This is a genomic window from Amycolatopsis saalfeldensis, assembly GCF_900110575.1.
In the GTDB taxonomy this organism is placed as follows: Bacteria; Actinomycetota; Actinomycetes; order Mycobacteriales; family Pseudonocardiaceae; genus Amycolatopsis; species Amycolatopsis saalfeldensis.
On record NZ_FOEF01000010.1, the window covers coordinates 210,850 to 229,931 of the forward strand.

Annotated in this window: 16 protein-coding genes, 2 tRNA genes and 1 pseudogene; 10 read left to right on the top strand and 9 right to left on the bottom strand. The window is 71.4% G+C overall.

Translation table 11 applies throughout. The annotated features are described in order from the left end of the window. The first annotated feature begins 173 nt into the window (after positions 1-173). Complete coding sequence (gene aspS, locus BMY97_RS23280; RefSeq protein ID WP_177231504.1) at positions 174-1,424, top strand: aspartate--tRNA(Asn) ligase; 1,251 nt, start codon at positions 174-176, stop codon at positions 1,422-1,424. A 6-nt stretch (positions 1,425-1,430) separates the two neighbouring features. Here aspS and BMY97_RS23285 read toward each other — a convergent pair whose 3' ends face one another. Beyond that, entirely contained in the window at positions 1,431-1,883 is a 453-nt protein-coding gene (locus BMY97_RS23285) for a MarR family winged helix-turn-helix transcriptional regulator (RefSeq protein WP_091619574.1), read from the bottom strand. A 151-nt stretch (positions 1,884-2,034) separates the two neighbouring features. Here BMY97_RS23285 and BMY97_RS23290 point away from each other — a divergent pair, with 151 nt between their 5' ends. Both BMY97_RS23290 and BMY97_RS49610 read left to right on the top strand, forming a co-directional pair. Then, a complete protein-coding gene (locus tag BMY97_RS23290) occupies positions 2,035-2,868 on the top strand; it encodes an aldo/keto reductase (protein WP_091619577.1) in 834 nt (277 codons plus the stop codon). A 22-nt stretch (positions 2,869-2,890) separates the two neighbouring features. Further along, positions 2,891-3,283: pseudogene (locus tag BMY97_RS49610) on the top strand (GNAT family N-acetyltransferase); the annotation flags it as partial. 90 nt (positions 3,284-3,373) lie between these two features. Here the strand turns inward: BMY97_RS49610 and BMY97_RS23300 are convergent. From BMY97_RS23300 to BMY97_RS23315, 4 genes are all read right to left on the bottom strand, one after another. Next, the gene (locus tag BMY97_RS23300) at positions 3,374-4,201 is read right to left on the bottom strand and encodes an SAM-dependent methyltransferase (protein WP_091619579.1); all 828 of its coding nucleotides are present in this window, start codon (positions 4,199-4,201) and stop codon (positions 3,374-3,376) included. Between the two features lie 144 nt (positions 4,202-4,345). Continuing rightward, positions 4,346-5,443: a hypothetical protein gene (locus tag BMY97_RS23305; protein ID WP_091619582.1), complete on the bottom strand. Its 1,098-nt coding sequence runs from the start codon at positions 5,441-5,443 to the stop codon at positions 4,346-4,348. A 43-nt stretch (positions 5,444-5,486) separates the two neighbouring features. Further along, complete coding sequence (locus tag BMY97_RS23310; protein WP_091619585.1) at positions 5,487-5,858, bottom strand: DUF4180 domain-containing protein; 372 nt, start codon at positions 5,856-5,858, stop codon at positions 5,487-5,489. 2 nt (positions 5,859-5,860) lie between these two features. Further along, complete coding sequence (locus BMY97_RS23315) at positions 5,861-6,262, bottom strand: helix-turn-helix domain-containing protein (RefSeq protein WP_091619586.1); 402 nt, start codon at positions 6,260-6,262, stop codon at positions 5,861-5,863. Between the two features lie 141 nt (positions 6,263-6,403). On the opposite strand from BMY97_RS23315, the gene BMY97_RS23320 reads away from it, so the two are divergent. Beyond that, the gene (locus tag BMY97_RS23320) at positions 6,404-7,612 is read left to right on the top strand and encodes a serine/threonine-protein kinase (RefSeq protein ID WP_091619589.1); all 1,209 of its coding nucleotides are present in this window, start codon (positions 6,404-6,406) and stop codon (positions 7,610-7,612) included. A 315-nt stretch (positions 7,613-7,927) separates the two neighbouring features. Here BMY97_RS23320 and BMY97_RS23325 read toward each other — a convergent pair whose 3' ends face one another. Next, complete coding sequence (locus tag BMY97_RS23325) at positions 7,928-8,479, bottom strand: nitroreductase/quinone reductase family protein (protein WP_091619590.1); 552 nt, start codon at positions 8,477-8,479, stop codon at positions 7,928-7,930. Between the two features lie 89 nt (positions 8,480-8,568). Here BMY97_RS23325 and BMY97_RS23330 point away from each other — a divergent pair, with 89 nt between their 5' ends. Further along, positions 8,569-9,207 carry a TetR/AcrR family transcriptional regulator gene (locus tag BMY97_RS23330; protein WP_091619593.1) on the top strand — a complete coding sequence of 213 codons (639 nt, stop codon included), beginning with the start codon at positions 8,569-8,571 and terminating at the stop codon, positions 9,205-9,207. 268 nt (positions 9,208-9,475) lie between these two features. On the opposite strand, the gene BMY97_RS23335 is transcribed toward BMY97_RS23330, so the two are convergent. Continuing rightward, positions 9,476-11,032, bottom strand: a complete 1,557-nt coding sequence (locus tag BMY97_RS23335) for a PP2C family protein-serine/threonine phosphatase (protein WP_091619595.1) — start codon at positions 11,030-11,032, stop codon at positions 9,476-9,478. A gap of 155 nt (positions 11,033-11,187) precedes the next feature. On the opposite strand from BMY97_RS23335, the gene BMY97_RS23340 reads away from it, so the two are divergent. Further along, entirely contained in the window at positions 11,188-15,918 is a 4,731-nt protein-coding gene (locus tag BMY97_RS23340) for a HAMP domain-containing protein (protein ID WP_091619860.1), read from the top strand. On the opposite strand, the gene BMY97_RS23345 is transcribed toward BMY97_RS23340, so the two are convergent. After that, positions 15,870-15,943: transfer RNA gene (locus BMY97_RS23345), tRNA-Gly, on the bottom strand. The genes BMY97_RS23340 and BMY97_RS23345 overlap by 49 nt on opposite strands. A gap of 99 nt (positions 15,944-16,042) precedes the next feature. Between BMY97_RS23345 and BMY97_RS23350 the strand changes: the two genes are divergently transcribed. The 4 genes from BMY97_RS23350 (at position 16,043) to BMY97_RS23365 (ending at position 18,112) form a co-directional block, all read left to right on the top strand. After that, a tRNA-Pro gene (locus BMY97_RS23350) sits at positions 16,043-16,116 on the top strand. Between the two features lie 100 nt (positions 16,117-16,216). Then, positions 16,217-16,717: a TetR/AcrR family transcriptional regulator gene (locus BMY97_RS23355; protein WP_091619599.1), complete on the top strand. Its 501-nt coding sequence runs from the start codon at positions 16,217-16,219 to the stop codon at positions 16,715-16,717. Between the two features lie 14 nt (positions 16,718-16,731). Then, on the top strand, positions 16,732-17,082 hold the full coding sequence (locus BMY97_RS23360) for a hypothetical protein (RefSeq protein ID WP_091619602.1): 351 nt from the start codon (positions 16,732-16,734) through the stop codon (positions 17,080-17,082). A gap of 13 nt (positions 17,083-17,095) precedes the next feature. Beyond that, a complete protein-coding gene (locus BMY97_RS23365) occupies positions 17,096-18,112 on the top strand; it encodes an alpha/beta hydrolase family protein (protein ID WP_091619605.1) in 1,017 nt (338 codons plus the stop codon). 44 nt (positions 18,113-18,156) lie between these two features. Here BMY97_RS23365 and BMY97_RS23370 read toward each other — a convergent pair whose 3' ends face one another. Beyond that, on the bottom strand, positions 18,157-19,068 hold the full coding sequence (locus BMY97_RS23370) for an NAD-dependent epimerase/dehydratase family protein (protein WP_218156844.1): 912 nt from the start codon (positions 19,066-19,068) through the stop codon (positions 18,157-18,159). Positions 19,069-19,082 lie beyond the last annotated feature (14 nt).

A 19,082-nucleotide genomic window follows, 5' to 3' on the forward strand; every position in this document is an offset into this window, starting at 1 on the left:
CGAGTGCGGGGAGGAACGACGGCCGCGGCCGTCCCATGCCCCGCCGGCCGGCCGCCGTGACCCGGCCCGTCGAGGCCGCCGGCCCCCAGCCGGCGGCGAAAGTGCGGTGGTACCGCGAGTTTCCCTTCTCGCCCGCACTCCCAAGGGGTGGCCGAGCACACTCCGGGAGAGTGATGATGTCTCGTACCCTGGCCGCCGACCTGCGTGCGCACGTGGGCGCCACCGTGAAGATCGCCGGCTGGGTGCACCGCCGGCGCGAGCTGAAGTCCGTGACGTTCGTGGTGGTCCGGGACCGCTCCGGCACGGCGCAGGCAGTGTTCCCGCAGTCCCCGCCGGTGACCGAGGAGACCGTGGTCGAGGTGACCGGCCGGGTGACCGCCAACGAGCAGGCACCCGGCGGCGTCGAACTCACCGAGGCCGTGCTCACCACGATCGCCGAGCCGTCCGCGCGGCCGCCGTTCGACCTCTATCGGCCCGCGGTCGCCGCTGGGCTTCCCTCCATATTGGACAACGCCGCCGTCACGCTGCGACATCCGTTGCTGCGCAAGCGGTTCGAAGTCGCGGCCGCGAGGGTGGCCGGGTTCCGGCGGACCCTCGACACACTGGGCTTCACCGAAATCCACACCCCGAAGATCGTCGCCACCGCCACCGAGTCCGGCGCGAACGTCTTCGAGCTGGACTACTTCGGCCGGCCCGCGTACCTCGCGCAGTCACCGCAGTTCTTCAAGCAGGCTATGGTCGGCGTGTTCGAGCGGGTCTACGAGACCGGCCCGGTGTTCCGCGCCGAGCCGCACGACACCGCGCGGCACCTGGCGCAGTACACCAGCCTCGACGCGGAGTTCGGCTTCATCCGCGACCACCGGGACGTGATGGCCGTGCTCCGGGACGTCATCGCGGGCATGGCGGCGGCCACCGCATCACTGGCCGCGGCGCCCGACGTGCCCGCCGAAATCCCGGCCATCGACTTCCTTGCGGCGCAAGGACTTCTGGCCCAGCACACCGGCGAGGACCCGCGCGGCGAACCGGACCTCGCCCCCGCGCACGAGCGCTGGCTTTCGGACTGGGCGCGGCGCGAGCACGGTTCGGAGTTCCTGTTCGTGACCGGCTACCCGATGGCGAAGCAACCGTTCTACACCCACCCGTCACCGTCCACTCCGGACTTCTCGAACAGCTTCGACCTGCTGTTCCGCGGGCTGGAGCTAGTCACCGGCGGGCAGCGGCGGCACCGGCACGCCGACTACCTCGCGGTGCTCGGCGACGAGGCCGCGCACTACGCGGACTACCTGACCGCGTTCGCCCACGGAATGCCGCCGCACGGCGGGTTCGCGATCGGCCTGGAGCGCTGGACGGCGCGCCTCCTGGGCCTGGCCAACATCCGCGAGGCCACGTTGTTCCCGCGTGACCTCCACCGCCTGCGCCCCTGAGAAGCGTCACTTCGCGGCGAAGGTCAACGACCCGAGCGCGCCCACCAGCGGCGCCAGTTCGGGCAGCTCCCCGGCGTCGGCCAGCGCGGCCGCGAGCGCGGAGTCGTGCGTCGGCCGGGCGGCGGCGAGCAGCTGCTGCCCGGCCGGCGTCACCTCGGTGTAGATGCCGCGCCGGTCCGTCGCGCAGAGGTAGCGCGAGAGCAGCCCCCGCTCCTCCAGCCGCGCGACCAGCCGGGTGGTCGCCGACTGGCTGAGCACCACGGCGGTGGCCAGCTGGGTCATGCGCAGGTGGAAGCCGTCCTGGCGGGCGAGCACGTCGAGCACCGTGTACTCGCTCACCGACAGCTCGTGGTCGCGCTCCAGCTCCCGCTGCAGCCGGTCCTCGATCCGCGCGTGCAACGCGGCCAGCGTGCGCCAGCCCTGCGCCCGGGCCTCGACGGCGTCATCAGCCAGTGACACGGTTCACCCCTCCTCGCCGACCGCCCCCGGTTGCGAGAGCTCCACTCGTCCTGCATAATAAAGCGTGTGCAACTAACCGCGTTTGCAAGTATTGCTCACGCTCCTAATTGCTGACGCCACTGTACCCGGCTCCAGAACGAAAGGCTCTCTCTTGACCAGCGTTCCCGTCCTCAAGCTCAACAACGGCGTCGAGATGCCCCAGCTCGGCTTCGGCGTCTTCCAGGTCCCGGACGCCGACACGACGGCCGCGGTGAAGGCCGCGCTCCAAGCCGGGTACCGCAGCATCGACACGGCGGCGGTCTACGGCAACGAAGCCGGCGTCGGCCGCGCGATCGCCGAGTCCGGCCTCGCGCGCGACGAGCTGTTCATCACCAGCAAGCTCTGGAACAGCGACCAGGGTTACGACGAAACCCTGCGCGGTTTCGACGCCGGCCTGGCGAAGCTCGGGCTGGAGCAGCTCGACCTGTTCCTGATCCACTGGCCGGTCGCGATGTACGACAAGTACGTGCCGACGTGGAAGGCGCTGGAACAGCTGTACGCCGACGGCCGCGTGCGCGCCATCGGCGTGTCCAACTTCCAGCCGGCGCACCTGCGCCGCGTGCTCGACGAGGGCAGCGTGGTGCCGTCGGTGAACCAGATCGAGCTGCACCCGTACCTGATCCAGGCCGAGCTGCGCGCTTTCCACGCGGAGCACGGCATCGCCACCGAGGCCTGGAGCCCCCTGGCCAAGGGCGGCGACCTGCTGGCCGAACCGATCGTCACCGGCCTCGCCACCACGCACGGCCGCAGCCCGGCGCAGATCATCCTGCGCTGGCACCTCCAGCTGGGCAACGTGGTCATCCCGAAATCCGTCACGCCGTCCCGCATCGCGGAGAACTTCGACGTCTTCGGCTTCACCCTGTCCGACGCCGAGGTCCAGTCCCTGTCCTCTTTGGACCGCGGCCTCCGCACCGGGCCGGACCCGGACGTCATGGACGCCCGCTGACCCCCGGGCGCACACTGCGAGGGTGATCGAACTGCGGGACTGGTCGGACGACGACGCGGAGTGGTACGTCCGGCAGGTCCGGGACCCCGAGATCCTCCGGTTCACCACCGAACGGGCCTCGCTGACGGTGGCGGAGTTCCTGCGTGCGCTGGATGGCTTGCGCCACAACGACAACGCGCTCGGCTTCGTCGCCGTCGACGCGGACTCCGGGACCCGGCTGGCGAACGTCGCCGCCGCCCGGCACGGCGGAGTGGCGGAGGTGAGCTATTGGGTCGCCGCCGAGGCGCGCGGCCGTGGTGTCGCGAGCCGCGCGCTGAAGCTGCTCTGCGAACGCACGGCCGCGAGCTGGCCGGGCACCGAAATCCGGCTCTGGACCTACGCCGCCAACACCGCGTCCGGCCGGGTGGCCGAAAAGGCCGGGTTCACCCCGATGCCCGCGCCCGAGGAGAACCCCGCCGGAGACCGCCGGTGGTACCGCAAGCCCAGCGCCTCGAGCCCGCAGCGCCTACGGCTTGAGCGCCACCCCGCCCAGCGTCATCAGGTTCAGGTCGGTCAGCGGTTTCATCCGGGGCCCGTCCGGCCACCAGTCGTGCAGGTAGGCCAGGCCGGGGGCGAGCAGGTCGAGGCCGGTGAAGAACGACGCGATCTCCGCGCGGCTGCGGTGGACTGTGCGGAGGCAGGTGCCGTCGAACTCCGCGTCGAGGGTGTGGGCGAGGGCTTGGCGCGGCGGGTCGTCCGGGGGCTCGTAGTGGTGGGTGAGCACCAGGTACGAGCCGGTGGGCAGCTGGTCGACGTAGCTGCGCACGATGTACAGCGCGCGGTCCAGGCTTTCGACGTGGTGCATGACCGCGCAGAGCAGCACCGCGACCGGGCGCTCGAAGTCCAGGTGCCGGTAGACCACGGGATCGCCGAGGGTGGCGCCCGGGTCGGTCAGGTCGGCGCCGGTGATGTGGGTGTGCTCGTTCTCCTCCAGCACCGCCCGGCCGTGCACCTGCACGACCGGGTCGTGGTCCACGTAGACCACTTCGGCGCCGGGGCGGTGCCGCTGCGCGACCTGGTGGGTGTTCTCCTCGGCCGGCAGGCCCGAGCCGAGGTCGAGGAACTGGTCGATGCCGCGCTCGGCGGCCAGGTGGCGGACCACCCGGACCAGCCACTCCCGCTGTTCGCGCGCCATGAGCTGGGCGTCCGGCGCGATCTCCAGCAGCCGGCGCAGCACTTCGCGGTCGTCCTGGTAGTGGTCCTGGCCGCCGAGCAGTGCGTCGGACAGGCGCGCCTGGCTGCCGCGCAGCCGGCCCGGGCGCGCGGTCCCGGAAACCAGGTCCCCAGGCGTCATCCGGCACTGCCCCTCTCACCGCCGCGACCCGGCCCGGGCGTGACCGGTGTCCGGCAACGGACAGTGCACAGACTACGACACCGCGTTCACCCGGAGAACCCACTCCCCACAGCCTGACCTGCCTGCACTAATCGCCTCCGCCGATCAGGAGAACGCCAGTTCTGCCCAATGCCCGCCGCCGTCGGTCGTCCGATACACGGCGGAGCCGCCGCCGGAGTCCGGCAGGCCGTCCACGACCACGCCGGTGCCCGCGCCGGGGAAGTCCAGATCCGCCAGGGCGAAGCCCCGTTCGCTCAGCCGGACGGTGCTCCAGGTCCGGCCGCCGTCGGTGGTGTGGTGCAGGAATCCGACGCCGCCACCCACGGCCGAAACGGTCGCGTCGTCCGCCGTCGCGGCGCTGAAGCCTTGCGTGATGCCGGTGACCGGCGCCTGCGCGGTGCTGCTGAACGGTCCGCCGAGCTTCGGCGCCCGCCAGATCGACCGCTCGGACGAACCGGGCTGAGGCTGCCCGCCGCCGCTGGTGCACAGCACGACCACCTGGCCGTCACGCACGCCGCCGAGCACGGCCGTGGTGCCGGCCGGGCACGGCCGCGTCGCCGGGGCGAACGCCGCGCCGTCGGCGGAAGTCCAGTACTTCTCCACGCTGAAGTCGGCATCGAGGGAGATCTGCACCCCGCCGTCGGTGGTGACGTCGCCGTCGGTGAGCGCGCCGGTCACCTCGAAGCCGGGCAACGGCGTGAGCAGCGGCGCCCCGGCCATCCCGCTGTAGACGGCGGTTTTTTCGGTGTCGCCATAGGTCCTGATCACCGCGAAGACCCGGCCGCGGGCTTCGGCGATCTTCGAGACGTACCGTCGCTGCCCGGTGTCGCCGGCCTGCCGCACCGGGAGCCAATGCCGCCCGCCGTCGCGCGTCACGACGATCTTCGTGCCGTCCGTGACGTACAGGAGCTGCTGGCTGAACGCGGTCAGCCGGACCTGATTGTGGTTGTCCGGCAAGGACATCGGCGGCGCGGGAAGCTGCCGCCAGTGCTTCCCGCCGTCGGTCGTCGAGAGCAGCGACGGGCACCAGCCGGGCTTGCCGCAGTCGGTGAAGCCGAGCACCAGGCCACGCTCCGGACTGGTCCAGGAGGTCGACGAGGGCGCGAAGCCGGCCGGCACCGCGGGGTCGGCCGAAGCCGGGGAGGCGACGGCGAACACGCCGAGCACGGCCGCCGCGAGGGCCGCGAACCGAATGGGTTTCATGTCCGGCAGGACGTGCGGGGCGGGACGAGGTTGCCTCCGAAGATCAACCCGGCGCGGCCGCCAGGCGTTCGTCCAGCTCGGCCAGGTCGGCGACGAACCACACGTGCCGGCCGCGGTTGGACTCGCGCACGACGTCGCGCAGCACCGGGCTTTCCGCGACGTACGCGCTGACGTCGCCGAGCACCGCGAGCCGGTACCGGTAGGCCACGAGCTTCGAGAAGAACCCGCCGATCAGCCGGCTGTCCAGGTCGAAGAACCGCGCCGCGAACCGCTCGACCGGGATCACCAGCAGCTCGGCGTCCAGGTGGTAGACGGCCGCCATCAGGTCCAGCGCGTCCTGCTCGGTGGCCAGCTCCGGGCCCTCGGCGGGCGCCGTCCACACCTGGACCCCGTGCCGCTGCAGGACTTCGGTCATCTTCACAAACCCTCCGACAGATCGGCGACCAGCCGGAGCAGGTCGGCGCCGGCGGCCAGGCCGCCGATCACCACGAGCTTGAGCCGGGCGCGGTCCGGGTCGTGCACGGTCTCCACCCGCAGGCCCTGGCCGTGGATCGACCCGTGCACGTGGGTGGTCAGCCGCTCGGCCGCGGCCCGGTCGATGCCCTCGAGTTCCACGATGCTCGTCACCTCGGCCCCGCGCGCAGCCGCCGAAGACGTTGGCACACCGGTGAAAGCGGCCAGATCGGCGGCCGAGATCCGGTACTGTTTACCGATGCGCACCGCTTTCAGCCGCTCGTCGCGCACGTAGCCGCGCACCGTCCGGACGTGCAGCCCGAGACGCTCCGCGACCTGTTCGACCGAGTACAGCTCCTGCGTCATGTCACTCCCTATACCTCCGTAAAGTACCTCAGATATGTACAGATAGGGAAGTTTGAGGTAGTAATCACGGGTGCTGTTTCACAGGCAAGACCCCCGGGTAGTCCCGTTCCGCCCGCTGGGCGAGACGGAGGTGCGCGGCTGATGACCGACGCGGAGGAACTCGACGCGGGAACCACCGCGAGACGGTTCGATCTGGGCCTGTTCGGCCCCCCGCCCGCGGTGGTCGCCGGCCGGTACGTCCTCGGCGACCTGCTGGGCCAGGGCGCCACCGCGCGCGTCCATCGGGCTCACGACCAGGTCCTCGACCGCGCTGTCGCGGTGAAGCTGTTCCATCCCGGCACCGTCGAACTCGGCCGGGGCCGGCGGGCGCAGGAGGTGCAGGCGCTGCGGGCGCTGCAGCACCCGGGGCTGGTCGGCCTGTACGACGCGGGCACCGACGAAGGCCACGCGTACCTGGCAATGCAGCTCGCCGAAGGACCGAATCTCGCGACGCGGCTGGCCGGCGGGCCCCTGCCGACCGATGAGGTGACGCAGCTGGGCGGCCAGCTCGCCGAAGCGCTCGCGCACGTGCACGCCCATGGCGTGACGCACCGGGATCTCAAGCCCGCCAACATCTTGCTCGCCTACGGCCGGGCGCTGATCGCCGATTTCGGCGTCGCGCGGCTGGTCGACGCGACCCGCGTGACGGCGACCGGGGCCACCGTCGGCACCGCGGCCTATCTCGCGCCCGAGCAGGTGCTGGGCGAACGGCCCGGCCCGCCCGCGGACGTCTACGCGCTCGGCCTGGTGCTGCTGGAATGCGTGAGCGGGGTGCGCGAATACCAGGGCACGCCGGCGGAGTCGGCCGTCGTCCGCCTGCACCGGCAGCCGGACGTGCCGGAAGGCCTGCCGGAGCCGCTTTCGGCGACGCTGCGCGCGATGACCGCCCGCGAGCCGAGCGCTCGTCCGACCGCCGCGGCCGTCGCCCGTGCGCTGCGCGGTGAAGGCGAGATCGCACCACCCCCACGCGGCCGGCGTCGGCTGCTGCTGTGGGCCGCCGCGGCCGCGGTGCCGCTCGCGGCTGTCGGCGCGGCACTGCTGCTGAACTTGACCAGCCCCGCCAACGGCGCCGGCCCCGAACCCGCCCCGGCCCCCGCAGCCGCCCCGCCCGCCAGCACGGTCACCCCGCTCGGCAACGCGGTCAACCCACCGGGCGACGCGATGCCCGGCGCACCACTGAGCCCGCCGACGGCCACCCAGCGGGTGCCGGTGGTGAAGGACAAGGGAGTCCGCAAAGCCGATCACCCGGGCAAGAACAAGGCAAAAGGCCCGGTCATCCGGCACCACGGCAAGAACCCTCAGCCGAAGTGACGCCCGGAGCCCGGTGACGGGAGCCGGGGCGACCGCCGCCGAAAGGCCCCGTCATCCGGCACCACGGCAGAAACCCTCCGCCAAAGTGACACCCCGAGCCCAGTGACCGGAGCAGGGCGGTCACCGCCGAAAGGCCCGGTCAACCGGCACCACGGCAAGAACCCTCCGCCAAAATGACGCCCTAGCCAGCTGACCGGAGCCGGGGCGGCCCATCACAACATCAGGCGGCCAAAAGCCCCGTCATCCGCCGTCACAGCAAGGAATCTCCGGCGAAGCGAGACCGGGGCCGCAGCGAATCCGGTCGCCACGTCGAGGTCATTCCACCGGCGGCGGCGGGAAACCGGCTCGTCCGTGCTCCCGCTCCAGCAGGACGACGGGGATCTGCCGGCCGGAAGCCGCCTCGAAGTCGGCGAACTTCGGGATGAGCGCGGTCTCGGCCGCCCAGATCCGCTCGCGCTCCGCGCCCTGCGCGGTCCGGGCCACGACCGGCACCGTTTCCGTGCCGCCTGCTTCGGTGCCCACTTCGATGACGGTCCGCGGGTTCGCCACGAGATTGCGGTACCAGACCGGATGCCGCGGGCTGCCGCCGTGCGTGCCGAAAACGGCCCAGCTGTCGCCGACCGGCTGGTGGAACAGCGGGCTGATCCGCGCGCGCCCGGTCTTGGCCCCGGTGTGGTGCACCAGGATCAACGGCATGCCCCGGGACCCGCCGAAGCCGGGGACCGGCGGCGGAACCGGGCGGCCCGCGGCGAATTCCTCGTTGCTGCTCCACGCCGCGTACCCGGCGTTCGCGCGGAATTCCGCGATGATCCGCTCGTTCCAGCCGATGCTGCCGGCCGGCGCGGGAGCTGTGGACGGGTCGGACATGGTTTCCCCTTCGCTATCCGGAGCACTTGCTCCTCAACGTAGCACGAGGGCGGAGCGGATGCTCCGCATAAGCCGCTACACTGGGCCGCATGGCAGTGGCCGAACCGGAAAGCGCCCCCCGTCGCCGGGCGCCGCGCGTGGACGCGATCCGCAACCGGGATGCGATCGTCGAGGCCGCCGCGGCCGCGCTGGCCGAGCAGGGCACCTCGGTGGACGTGCGCGAGATCGCCCGCCGCAGCGGGGTGGGCATGGGCACGCTCTACCGGCACTTCCCGAAGAAGGAGGATCTCGTCCACACGGTCCTGCGCCGGGAATTCTCGGACTGGGCGGCCTCCGCGCGGCAGCAGGCGATCGACGCCGACGACCCCTGGGCGGCACTGGCCGACTTCTACCGGCAGGCCCTGGACGGCTACGCCCGCCACCGCGCGATCATGGAGCGCTTCGCGCTGGTCAGCTCGGACTCCGACCCCGACGGCATCCGGCAGCTTCGCCTCGTGATCGAAGAACTGCACGCGGGCGCCGCGGACCTGCTGCGCCCCGGCGTGACCACCGAAGACCTGCTGCTCCTGCTCGTCTCGCTGGGCCACGCCGTCCAGGTCACCGACGAATGCCGGCCGCAGCTGTGGCACCGGCTGCTGCACATCTCACTGGACGGCCTGCGCGCCGGTCACGCCGGGCCGCTTCCGGCTGGACCGTCCACTCAGGACTCGAATCGCCGCCGGCGCTAGGACTTCCGCGGCCTGGACGGCTCCGGTTCCCCCGGGGAATCCGGGGCGGCCGGCGAGCGCTCGGCGGACGGTGAGGACTCGGCGGACGGCTGCGGAGCCCCGGCTGATTCCGCCTCGGCCGTCGCGCCGAAGTGGTCCCGGCACCAGCGGCCGTAACGCCTCGAATGCGCAGTCATCGTGTCACCTCCTCCCCCGCACCCCACCAGGGTCCCCCGCGACCGGCGACCGCGCCAGCCCATTACCGGTCCTCGGCCGGCCGGCCGGCGCCTCACTCCGGGGCGGGCGCGGCTTCGATGGCCAGCACAGCGATGTCGTCGTGGCTGGAATTGCCCAGCCACTCCCGGACGGCTTCGCGCAGCCGCCGCACCACCTCGCGGGCGGGCAGGCCGACGCAGTCGGCGAGCACGGTGAACAGGCGCTCGTCGCCGAACAGCTCCGCGGATTCCGTGCGGTTGCGGGCTTCGGTGACGCCGTCGGTGTAAAGCAGGCAGACGTCGCCCTCGTCGAGATGGGTCACGGCCTCGGCGAACCGGGCCTGCGGCGAGATCCCGACGAGGGTGCCGGGCACGCTGACCTCCTCGACCCCGCCGTCACGGCGCAGGATCAGCGGCGCCGGGTGGCCGCCGGAGGCGAGCGTCAGGTCCAGCCCCGACTCCGCGGGCGCGACCGAGCCGAGCACGAGCGTCGCGAAGCGGTTGCTGCCGCCGGCGATGAGGAGTTCGTTGAGCAGGCGCAGCAACGTCCGGCCGTCGCGTTCGACCAGGTGCAGCGCGGCGAGCGAATGGCGCACCCGGCCGGTGAGCGCGGCGGCCTCGGCGCCCTTGCCGCAGATGTCGCCGACGTAGAGGAAAGCGCTCCCGTCCTCGCGCCCGAGCACGTCGTAGAAGTCGCCGCCGACGCCGAGCACGCCGCCGGCCGGTTCGTACCAGATCTCGAACCGCGCGCCGTCCACCTCCGCGGGCGGCTGCGGCTTCAGGGTGGACTCCAGCCCGCGCGTCGCCTCTTCCTGCCGGGCGTAACGCTGCGCGTTGGCCAGCGCCGTCCCGGCCGCCTTGGCGAACATCGAGGTCGCACGCGCCTGCCCGGAACCGAACGCCGGCTCCCCGCGCCGCCCGATCAGCACCGCGCCGGTCACGCCCGCGCTTTCGGCGACACCGAGCGAGACGACGGAAATCTCGGCGTGGCCGGGAAAGCGCTCGGCGACGACCGCGGGCAGCGCGGTCACCTCCGCCTCCGGCACCTGCTGGACCTCAGGCGTGCCGACCGCCGCGAACGTCTCGGCGACGACCGGCGCGAGCTGGGCCGGGACCCGCCGGATGCGGCCGTGTCCGGGCGCGGCGTGGTCCTCGGCGCTCCACCACTCCCAGCGGCCGCGGGTGGTGGGCAGCAGCACGAACACGCACTCGCCGAGCGCGCCCGCGGCCAGTTCGGCGATCACCCGCGCCGTGCCGTGCCGTCCGCGCGCGGCGGCGAGCTTCGGCCCGGCGTCGGCGAGGAAATCCTCCGGGCGGCGCGGGCTGTCATCGATGACAGTCCACGCGTGCCAGCCCTCGGGCAGCGCGCGGACGCGGGCAGCGCGGTGCTGGCCGCCGGCGTCGATCCGGCCCGTGGTCTCCGTCACGCTGACCAGCACGGGGGTGACGCCCTCGGTGCCGAGCGCCTTCGCCGCCGCGTTCGCCCAGCGCAGCGAGCCGTCGGCGTCGGTGACGAACACCGGGTCGCGCACGTCTTCGAGCACCGGCCGCCAGAACGCGCTGTACTCGGGCAGCCCCTCGGCGGGGGCGCCGGGTGGCCAGGCCGACGCCGGGGCGGGCCGTGACACCATGCACGAACCTCCTGCCTCCGGGTCGACCGACTTTCCTGGTTCTTCAAGGTTGGCACAGCGTGCGCGGGCGGACTGGGTCGAAGTGTAGGGCGAACCGTGGCACGCTGGGTCGACGACCATGCCCGGCACACGCATGGTGGAGAGGTGCGGCTGAAATGACAACGCGATCCGAGCGCGACGAGCTCGCCGGGCCGGAGGGCATCAGCGCCGGTGAGCACGCTGCGCTGGAACGGCTCCTGGCCGCGGCCCGCGACCTCGGGGAGGGCAACTTCCGCCGCCGGCTGGTCGCCCACGGCGACGGGATCACCGCGCAGCTCGCCACCGCGCTCAACGACATCGCCGAGCGCAACCAGCGGCTGGTGACCGAGCTGATGCGCGTGCGCACCGCCGTCGGGCAGGAAGGCAGGCTGACCGAGCGCGTGCGCGCCGAGATCGGCCCCGGCGGCTGGTCCACCGCGGTCGAGACGGTGAACGGCCTGATCGAGGACGTCAGCCGGCCCGTGGTGGAGCTGGACCGGGTGCTCGGCGCCGTCGCCTCGGGCGACCTGTCGCAGCCGATGGCGCTGCAGCTCGAAGGCCGCCCGCTGCACGGCCAGTACGAGGGACTGGCGAAGACCGTGAACGGGCTGCTCGCGCAGCTTTCCCGCTTCGCAGCTGAAGTGATCCGGCTGTCTCGCGAGATCGCCGGCGAGGGCCGCCTCGGCGGGCAGGCGGAGGTGCCGGGCGTCGCCGGCACCTGGCGCGACCTCACCGATTCGGTGAACTTCCTGGCCGACAACCTGACCGAGCAGGTCCGCAACATCGCCCAGGTGACCACCGCCGTCGCGCGCGGCGACCTGACGCAGAAGATCAACGTCGACGCGCGCGGCGAGATCCTGGAACTCAAGAACACGATCAACACGATGGTCGACCAGCTGTCGTCATTCGCCGACGAGGTCACCCGGGTTTCCCGCGAGGTGGGCAGCGAGGGGCGGCTCGGCGGCCAGGCCCGCGTGCCCGGCGTCGCCGGCACCTGGCGCGACCTCACCGACTCGGTGAACCTGATGGCCGACAACCTCACCGACCAGGTCCGCAACATCGCCCAGGTGGCGACCGCGGTGGCCACCGGCGACCTGACGAAGAAGATCGACGTCGACGCCCGCGGCGAGATCCTGCAGCTCAAGAACACGCTGAACACCATGGTGGATCAGCTGTCCGCGTTCGCCGACGAAGTCACCCGGGTGGCCCGCGAGGTCGGCAGTGACGGGCGGCTGGGCGGCCAGGCCGAGGTGCCCGGCGCGGCCGGCACCTGGCGCGGGCTGACCGACTCGGTGAACCAGATGGCCGACAACCTGACCGACCAGGTCCGCAACATCTCCCACGTGACCACTGCCGTGGCCAAGGGCGACCTGACGCAGAAGATCACCGTCGACGCGCGCGGCGAGATCCTCGAACTCAAGACCACGATGAACACGATGGTCGACCAGCTGTCGGCGTTCGCGGACGAGGTCACCCGCGTGGCGCGAGAGGTCGGCACCGAGGGGCAGCTGGGCGGCCAGGCCACCGTGCCCGGCGTCGCGGGCATCTGGCGCGACCTCACCGGCTCGGTGAACTTCATGGCCAACAACCTCACCGCGCAGGTCCGCAACATCGCCCAGGTCGCCACCGCCGTCGCGCGCGGCGACCTGACGAAGAAGATCGCGGTCGACGCGCGCGGCGAGATCCTCGAGCTGAAGACCACGTTGAACACGATGGTCGACCAGCTGTCGGCGTTCGCCGACGAAGTCACCCGGGTTTCCCGCGAGGTCGGCACGGAGGGCAAGCTCGGTGGCCAGGCCGCCGTGCCGGGCGTCGCCGGCACCTGGAAGGACCTGACCGACAACGTCAACTTCATGGCCAACAACCTGACCGACCAGGTGCGCAACATCTCGCAGGTGACGTCGGCGGTCGCGAAGGGCGACCTGACGCAGAAGATCACCGTCGACGCGCGCGGCGAGATCCTCGAGCTCAAGAACATCCTGAACACGATGGTCGACCAGCTCTCGGCGTTCGCCGACGAGGTCACCCGCGTGGCGCGAGAGGTCGGCACCGAGGGCAAGCTCGGCGGCCAGGCCCAGGTCCGCGGCGTCGCGGGCACCTGGAAAGACCTCACGGACAACGTGAACGTGATGGCCGACAACCTGACCGTGCAGGTGCGGAGCATCGCGAACGTCGCCACCGGCGTGGCCAACGGCGACCTGTCGAAGAAGATCTCCATCGAGGCGCAGGGCGAGGTCGCCGGGCTGGCCGACACGCTCAACAGCATGGTCGAAACGCTGCGCGCCTTCGCGAACGAGGTGACGCGCGTTTCGCGCGAGGTCGGCACCGAGGGCATCCTCGGCGGCCAGGCGCGGGTGCCGGGCGTCGCGGGCACCTGGAAGGACCTGACCGAGAACGTCAACTTCATGGCGCACAACCTGACCAGCCAGGTCCGCAACATCTCGCAGGTGACCACGGCCGTCGCGCGCGGCGACCTGTCCAAGAAGATCGACGTGGACGCCCGGGGCGAGATCCTGGAGCTCAAGACCACGATGAACACGATGGTCGACCAGCTGTCCGCGTTCGCCTCGGAGGTCACGCGGGTGGCGCGCGAGGTCGGCACCGAGGGCAAGCTCGGCGGCCAGGCCGAGGTCGAGGGCGTGTCCGGCACCTGGAAGCGGCTCACCGAGAGCGTGAACCAGCTGGCCGGCAACCTCACCACGCAGGTGCGCGCGATCGGCCAGGTCGCCACGGCCGTGACGGCGGGCGACCTGACCCGGCACATCACCGTGGACGCGTCCGGGGAGCTGGCCGACCTCAAGGACAACATCAACCAGATGATCGCGAACCTCAAGGAGACCACCTCCGCGAACCGCGAGCAGGACTGGCTGAAGACGAACCTCGCGCGGCTGTCCGGGCGGATGCAGGGCCACCGCGACCTCGCGTCGGTGGCCGCGCTGATCCTGTCCGAGCTGGCGCCGCTGGTGAGCGCGCAGCAGGGCGCGTTCTTCCTGGCCCACGACGACGGCGCCGACCCGGTGCTCGACTGCATCGCCGCGTACGGGCTCGCGCAGTCGCGCGCCGGGCTGCGGTTCGCGCTCGGCGAGTCGCTCATCGGGCAGGCCGCCGTCGACCGCCAGACCATCCTGGTGCGCGCGGCGCCGCCGGAGTACGCGCTGGTTTCGTCCGGGCTCGGCGCGGCCCCGCCGGTGAACGTGATCGTGCTGCCCGTGCTGTTCCAGGGCGAGGTGCTCGGCGTGCTGGAACTGGCTTCGGTCAACGAGTTCTCCGCCGTCCACCTGGACCTGCTGGAGCAGCTGCGGCACACCATCGGCGTCAACGTGAACACGATCCTGTCCAACTCCCGGACCGAGGCGCTGCTGACCGAGTCGCAGCGGCTGGCGCAGGAGCTGCGCGCGCGCTCCGAGCAGCTGCAGGCGCAGCAGGGCGAGCTGCGGAAGTCGAACACCGAGCTGGCCGAGAAGGCGGCGCTGCTGGCCCAGCAGAACCGCGACATCGAGGTCAAGAACATCGAAATCGAGCAGGCGCGCCAGGAATTGGAAGAGCGCGCCGGGCAGCTGACCGTGGCGTCGCAGTACAAGACCGAGTTCATGGCGAACATGTCGCACGAACTGCGGACGCCGCTCAACAGCGCGCTGATCCTGGCGAAGCTGCTGTCGGAGAACCCCGAGGGGAACCTGACGGAGAAGCAGATCCAGTTCGCGAAGACCATCTGGGCCGCGGGCAGCGACCTGCAGCAGCTGATCAACGACATCCTCGACCTGGCGAAGGTCGAGGCCGGCCGGCTGGAAGTGCAGATGTCCGACGTGACGCTGCCGGAGCTGGTGAACTACGTCGAGTCCCTGTGCCGCCCGCTGACGGCGGACAAGGGCCTGGAGTTCGCCGTGCGGATCGACCCGCCGGTGCCGGGCAGCGTGCACACCGACGAGCACCGGCTGCAGCAGGTGCTGCGCAACCTGCTGTCCAACGCCGCGAAGTTCACCGACGAGGGCGGCGTGCGGCTGCACATCCGGATGGCGTCGGCGGAGGAGGTCGAGCAGCAGTCGCTGCAGTCGGCGGCCGGGATCATCGCGTTCGCCGTGGAGGACACCGGAATCGGCATCCCGGAGGAGAAGCTGGCGATCATCTTCGACGCCTTCCGCCAGGCTGACGGCACGACCAGCCGCAAGTACGGCGGCACCGGGCTGGGCCTGTCGATCAGCCAGCAGCTGACGGAGCTGATCGGCGGCGAGCTGCGGGTGCGCAGCGAACCCGGCAAGGGCAGCACGTTCACGCTGTACCTGCCGGTGGGCGCGGCGAACCTGATCGCGCCGACCGCGCCCGCGCGCCCCGCGCCGAAGCTGCCGGTCCTGCCGAGCACCATCACCGTGGCCGAGCCGGACAGCGCCCCGAAGCGCTTCCACGGCGAGAAGGTCCTGATCGTGGACGACGACCTGCGCAACGTCTTCGCCCTCGCGGCGGTCCTGGAGCAGGCCGGCCTGGAGGTCATCTACGCCGACACGGGCGTCGCGGGCATCCGCGCGCTGGAACGGCACGAGGACACGGCGCTGGTGCTGATGGACGTGATGATGCCGGAGCTGGACGGAAACGCCACCATCGCGGCGATCCGCGCCGAAGCCGCGCACGAGGACCTGCCCGTGATCGCCGTGACCGCGAAGGCCACCGCCGAAGACCGCGAACGCACCCTGGCCTCCGGCGCGGACGACTACATCACCAAACCGGTCGACACCGACCTGCTCCTGGACGTGATCGCCCTCCGCCTGGAGGCCGACGCGGCTTCGGCCTCGGAGAACCCGCAGGCCACAGATCATTCGAACAATGGAGCGGGTGACGGGAATCGAACCCGCGTAGCTAGTTTGGAAGACTAGGGCTCTACCATTGAGCTACACCCGCAGCGCCCCGGTTCGACCCGGCGGCGCGCCCAGCTTAGCGTGAGGGCTAGGCTGTCCGAGCACACCCCCTCGACCCGCGCGTCGGGACCGGGTGGGCAGCCGGGATGTGGCGCAGCTTGGTAGCGCATCCGCTTTGGGAGCGGAGGGTCGCAGGTTCAAATCCTGTCATCCCGACGGCAAGGGCTGGACCTGCGGGTCCAGCCCTTTTTCGTGCCCGGATTTTTGAGGAACGATTGTTCTTGACTGATCGTTCCTCAAAGATTACCGTTGTGGCATGGGCAGGCAACGGGCGTTCGACGAAGACGAGGTGGTGCGTGCCGCCGTCGGGTTGTTCGGTGGCCGCGCGTATGACGGGGTGTCCGTCGACGACCTCGTCACCCGTCTCGGCGTGCACCGCAACAGCTTGTACAAGACGTTCGGCAGCAAGCGCGGGCTCTACCTGACCGCCTTGCGCCGCCATCTCGCCGACGACGTCCGCCCCTTGGCCGAAGCGCTCGCCACGGCAACGGATGCCGCGGCCGCGGTGCGGCTCATCACGTCGGCCGACCTCGGTCTGCTGCTGCTCGCGGCGGTCGAACGGGCGCCGGCCGACGAGGAGGTCGCCGCCGAGGTGACCGCCGCGTTGGCCGCTGTCGACGAGGCGATCGCCGACGCGCTCGGCATTCCCGCTCCCCTGGCCGCCGCCCTCACGGCCGCCGCGCTGGGCATCCTCCTGCGCGGCCGCCCCGAGGGCATCGGCGCCGCACTGACCCAACGCCTCGATCCCCTGAACTGACAAGGAAAACCGACATGGCACTGGTCCACATCGACGGCAACGACCTCGTTGTCGTGATCGAGGGTCTCGACAAGCTCTGGGCCTTCAAGAGCAGCCTCACCATCCCGCTGGCCAACGTCCGCGGCGCGACCGCGGACCCCGGCATCGCCGCTGATCCCAAGGGAATCCGCGCGCCGGGTGCGCACGTGCCCGGCCTGATCACGGCGGGCACGTTCCACCTCGACGGCGAAAAGGTCTTCTGGGACGTCAAAGATCCGTCGAAGGCCGTCGTGATCGAACTCGCCGACGAGCGCTACGCCCGCATAGTCATCCAGGTCGACGACCCCCGCACGACCGTCGCACTGGTCGAGAACGCCCTACGCTGAAAGGGACAGGCGCATGCTCCCCCACCCCGCCGCGGTCGTGCTGGCGTTGACCGTCGCCACCGCCACCCCGGCGCCCGGCCTCCTGCCCGCCGCCGACCGCGAAGTCGTCTTCACCGTCGACGGGACGACGACGTACGGCACCGTGCACGTTCCCGAACACCTTGCCGGGCAACGGCTGCGCGCCGCTCTGCTGCTGCCCGGCAGCGGCCCCACCGACCGCGACGGCAACCAGCCGGCCGCGTCCCCGAACACCCTGGCGCAGGTGGCCGGCGCGCTCGGCGACGACCGAGTCGTCACGCTGCGGTTCGACAAGTACGGCACCGGCCGCACCGGGCTCGGCGCCTACCAGGATCACCCGGAAGCACTCGACTACCCGGCGTTCGTCCGCCAGGCGAAGGCCGCCTACGAGTTGTTGCGCGACCAGCCGGAGACCGACCCACGCGCGCTGATGGTCGTCGGGCACAGCGAGGGCGCGATGACCGCGCTGGTGCTCGGCGGCACCGTCCGCCCGCGCCCGGCCGGCCTGGCTTTGCTGCAACCACAGGCGATCCGCTTGCTGGACCTGGTCGCGCTGCAACTGCACGCCCAGACCGCCGAGGCAACCCGGCAGGGCCAGTTCACCCCAGCGCAGCAGCGCGCGATCGACGCGGCGACCGACGCCGCCGTCGCCGCCCTGCGCGAACAGCGGCCGGTCGACACCACCAACCTGCCATCCGCGCTCGCCCAGCTCTTCCAGTCCTTCCAAGGCCCGAACAACCGGTTCGTGCTCAGCGACGACGCCGTCTACCCGCCGGACACCGCCGCGGCTCTGCGGCCGGGGACCAGAGTGCTGCTGACCTGCGGCACGAACGACGTCCAAGTCCCTTGCGCCACAACGGATGCCCTGACCGCCGCCCTGCGCCGCGCCCCCGTCGGCGGACCGGGCCGCGTACCGCTGCCCGGAGTGGACCACCTCCTCCACGACGCCGGCCACCCGGACACCCCCGCCCCGTCCGCGCTCGACGCCCTGCGCCGGTTCGCGGAACGCTGAGACAACCGATGACAAAAAGCCTTCCACAGCAAGGCGTCTACCGATCAGCCGGCCAGCAGTTCCGGGTGCCGGGCCTCGACCATGCTCGCGAGGCCGTCCTGCCACTTGGTCCGGGTGTGGCCGATGAGCTGGTGCATCCTGGTGAGGTCGCAGGTCACGCTGCTCAAGGTGTGCGCGCTCGGCGCGAAGGTCACGTCCAGGCCGGTGAGCTTGGCCATGTACGAGCACCACTGCTCGATGCTCGAGACCTCGTCGCCCGCCCAGTTGACGATCGTGGCGGGGGTCCGGGCCGCGTCCAGTAGCGCGGGGAGCATCGCCATCATGTCGTCGTGGTGGATGGGCTGGTATTCGCTCGGGCTGTCCTCGTGCACGGGGACCGGGTAGCCGGCCAGCATCGCCTCCAGCAGGTAAACCGGCCAGCCGCCGTGATCGCCGTAGGGCACGTTGAGCCGGGCGATGGTGGTCGGCAGGTTCAGCCTGCGCGCGCACGAGCGGGCCATGGCTTCCGCCGCGATCTTCGAGATGCTGTAGGTCTGGAACATCTCGCCCCCGCCGCGGTGGTTGTCGCCCAGCGGGTCGTCTTCGGCGAAGCGGTGGTGGCCGTTTTCCTGGTAGACCCCGGTCGTCGAGCAGTGCAGGACGGCCTTGGCGGTGCGGCACGCGTTCATCAGCGCCCCGAGCCCGTCGACGTTCGCGTCGAGGTCGACGCCCCAGTCGTTGGTCCGCGACACCGCGAAGTTGAGCACGAAGTCGACGTCGGGCAGCCTCGGCAGGTCCGTATCCGTCAGATCGGCCTGCACGGTACGCACACCGGCGTCCTCGAGGCCGGCCCGAACCTGGGCGTCGCCGAACCGGCCGACCGCCCACACTTCGTTCGACTGGGCCAATTCCAGGGCAATCGGCCGGCCCACCATTCCGGTGGCACCGGTCATCAACACCTTGGTGTCGCGCAACATTGTCCTTTTCCTTC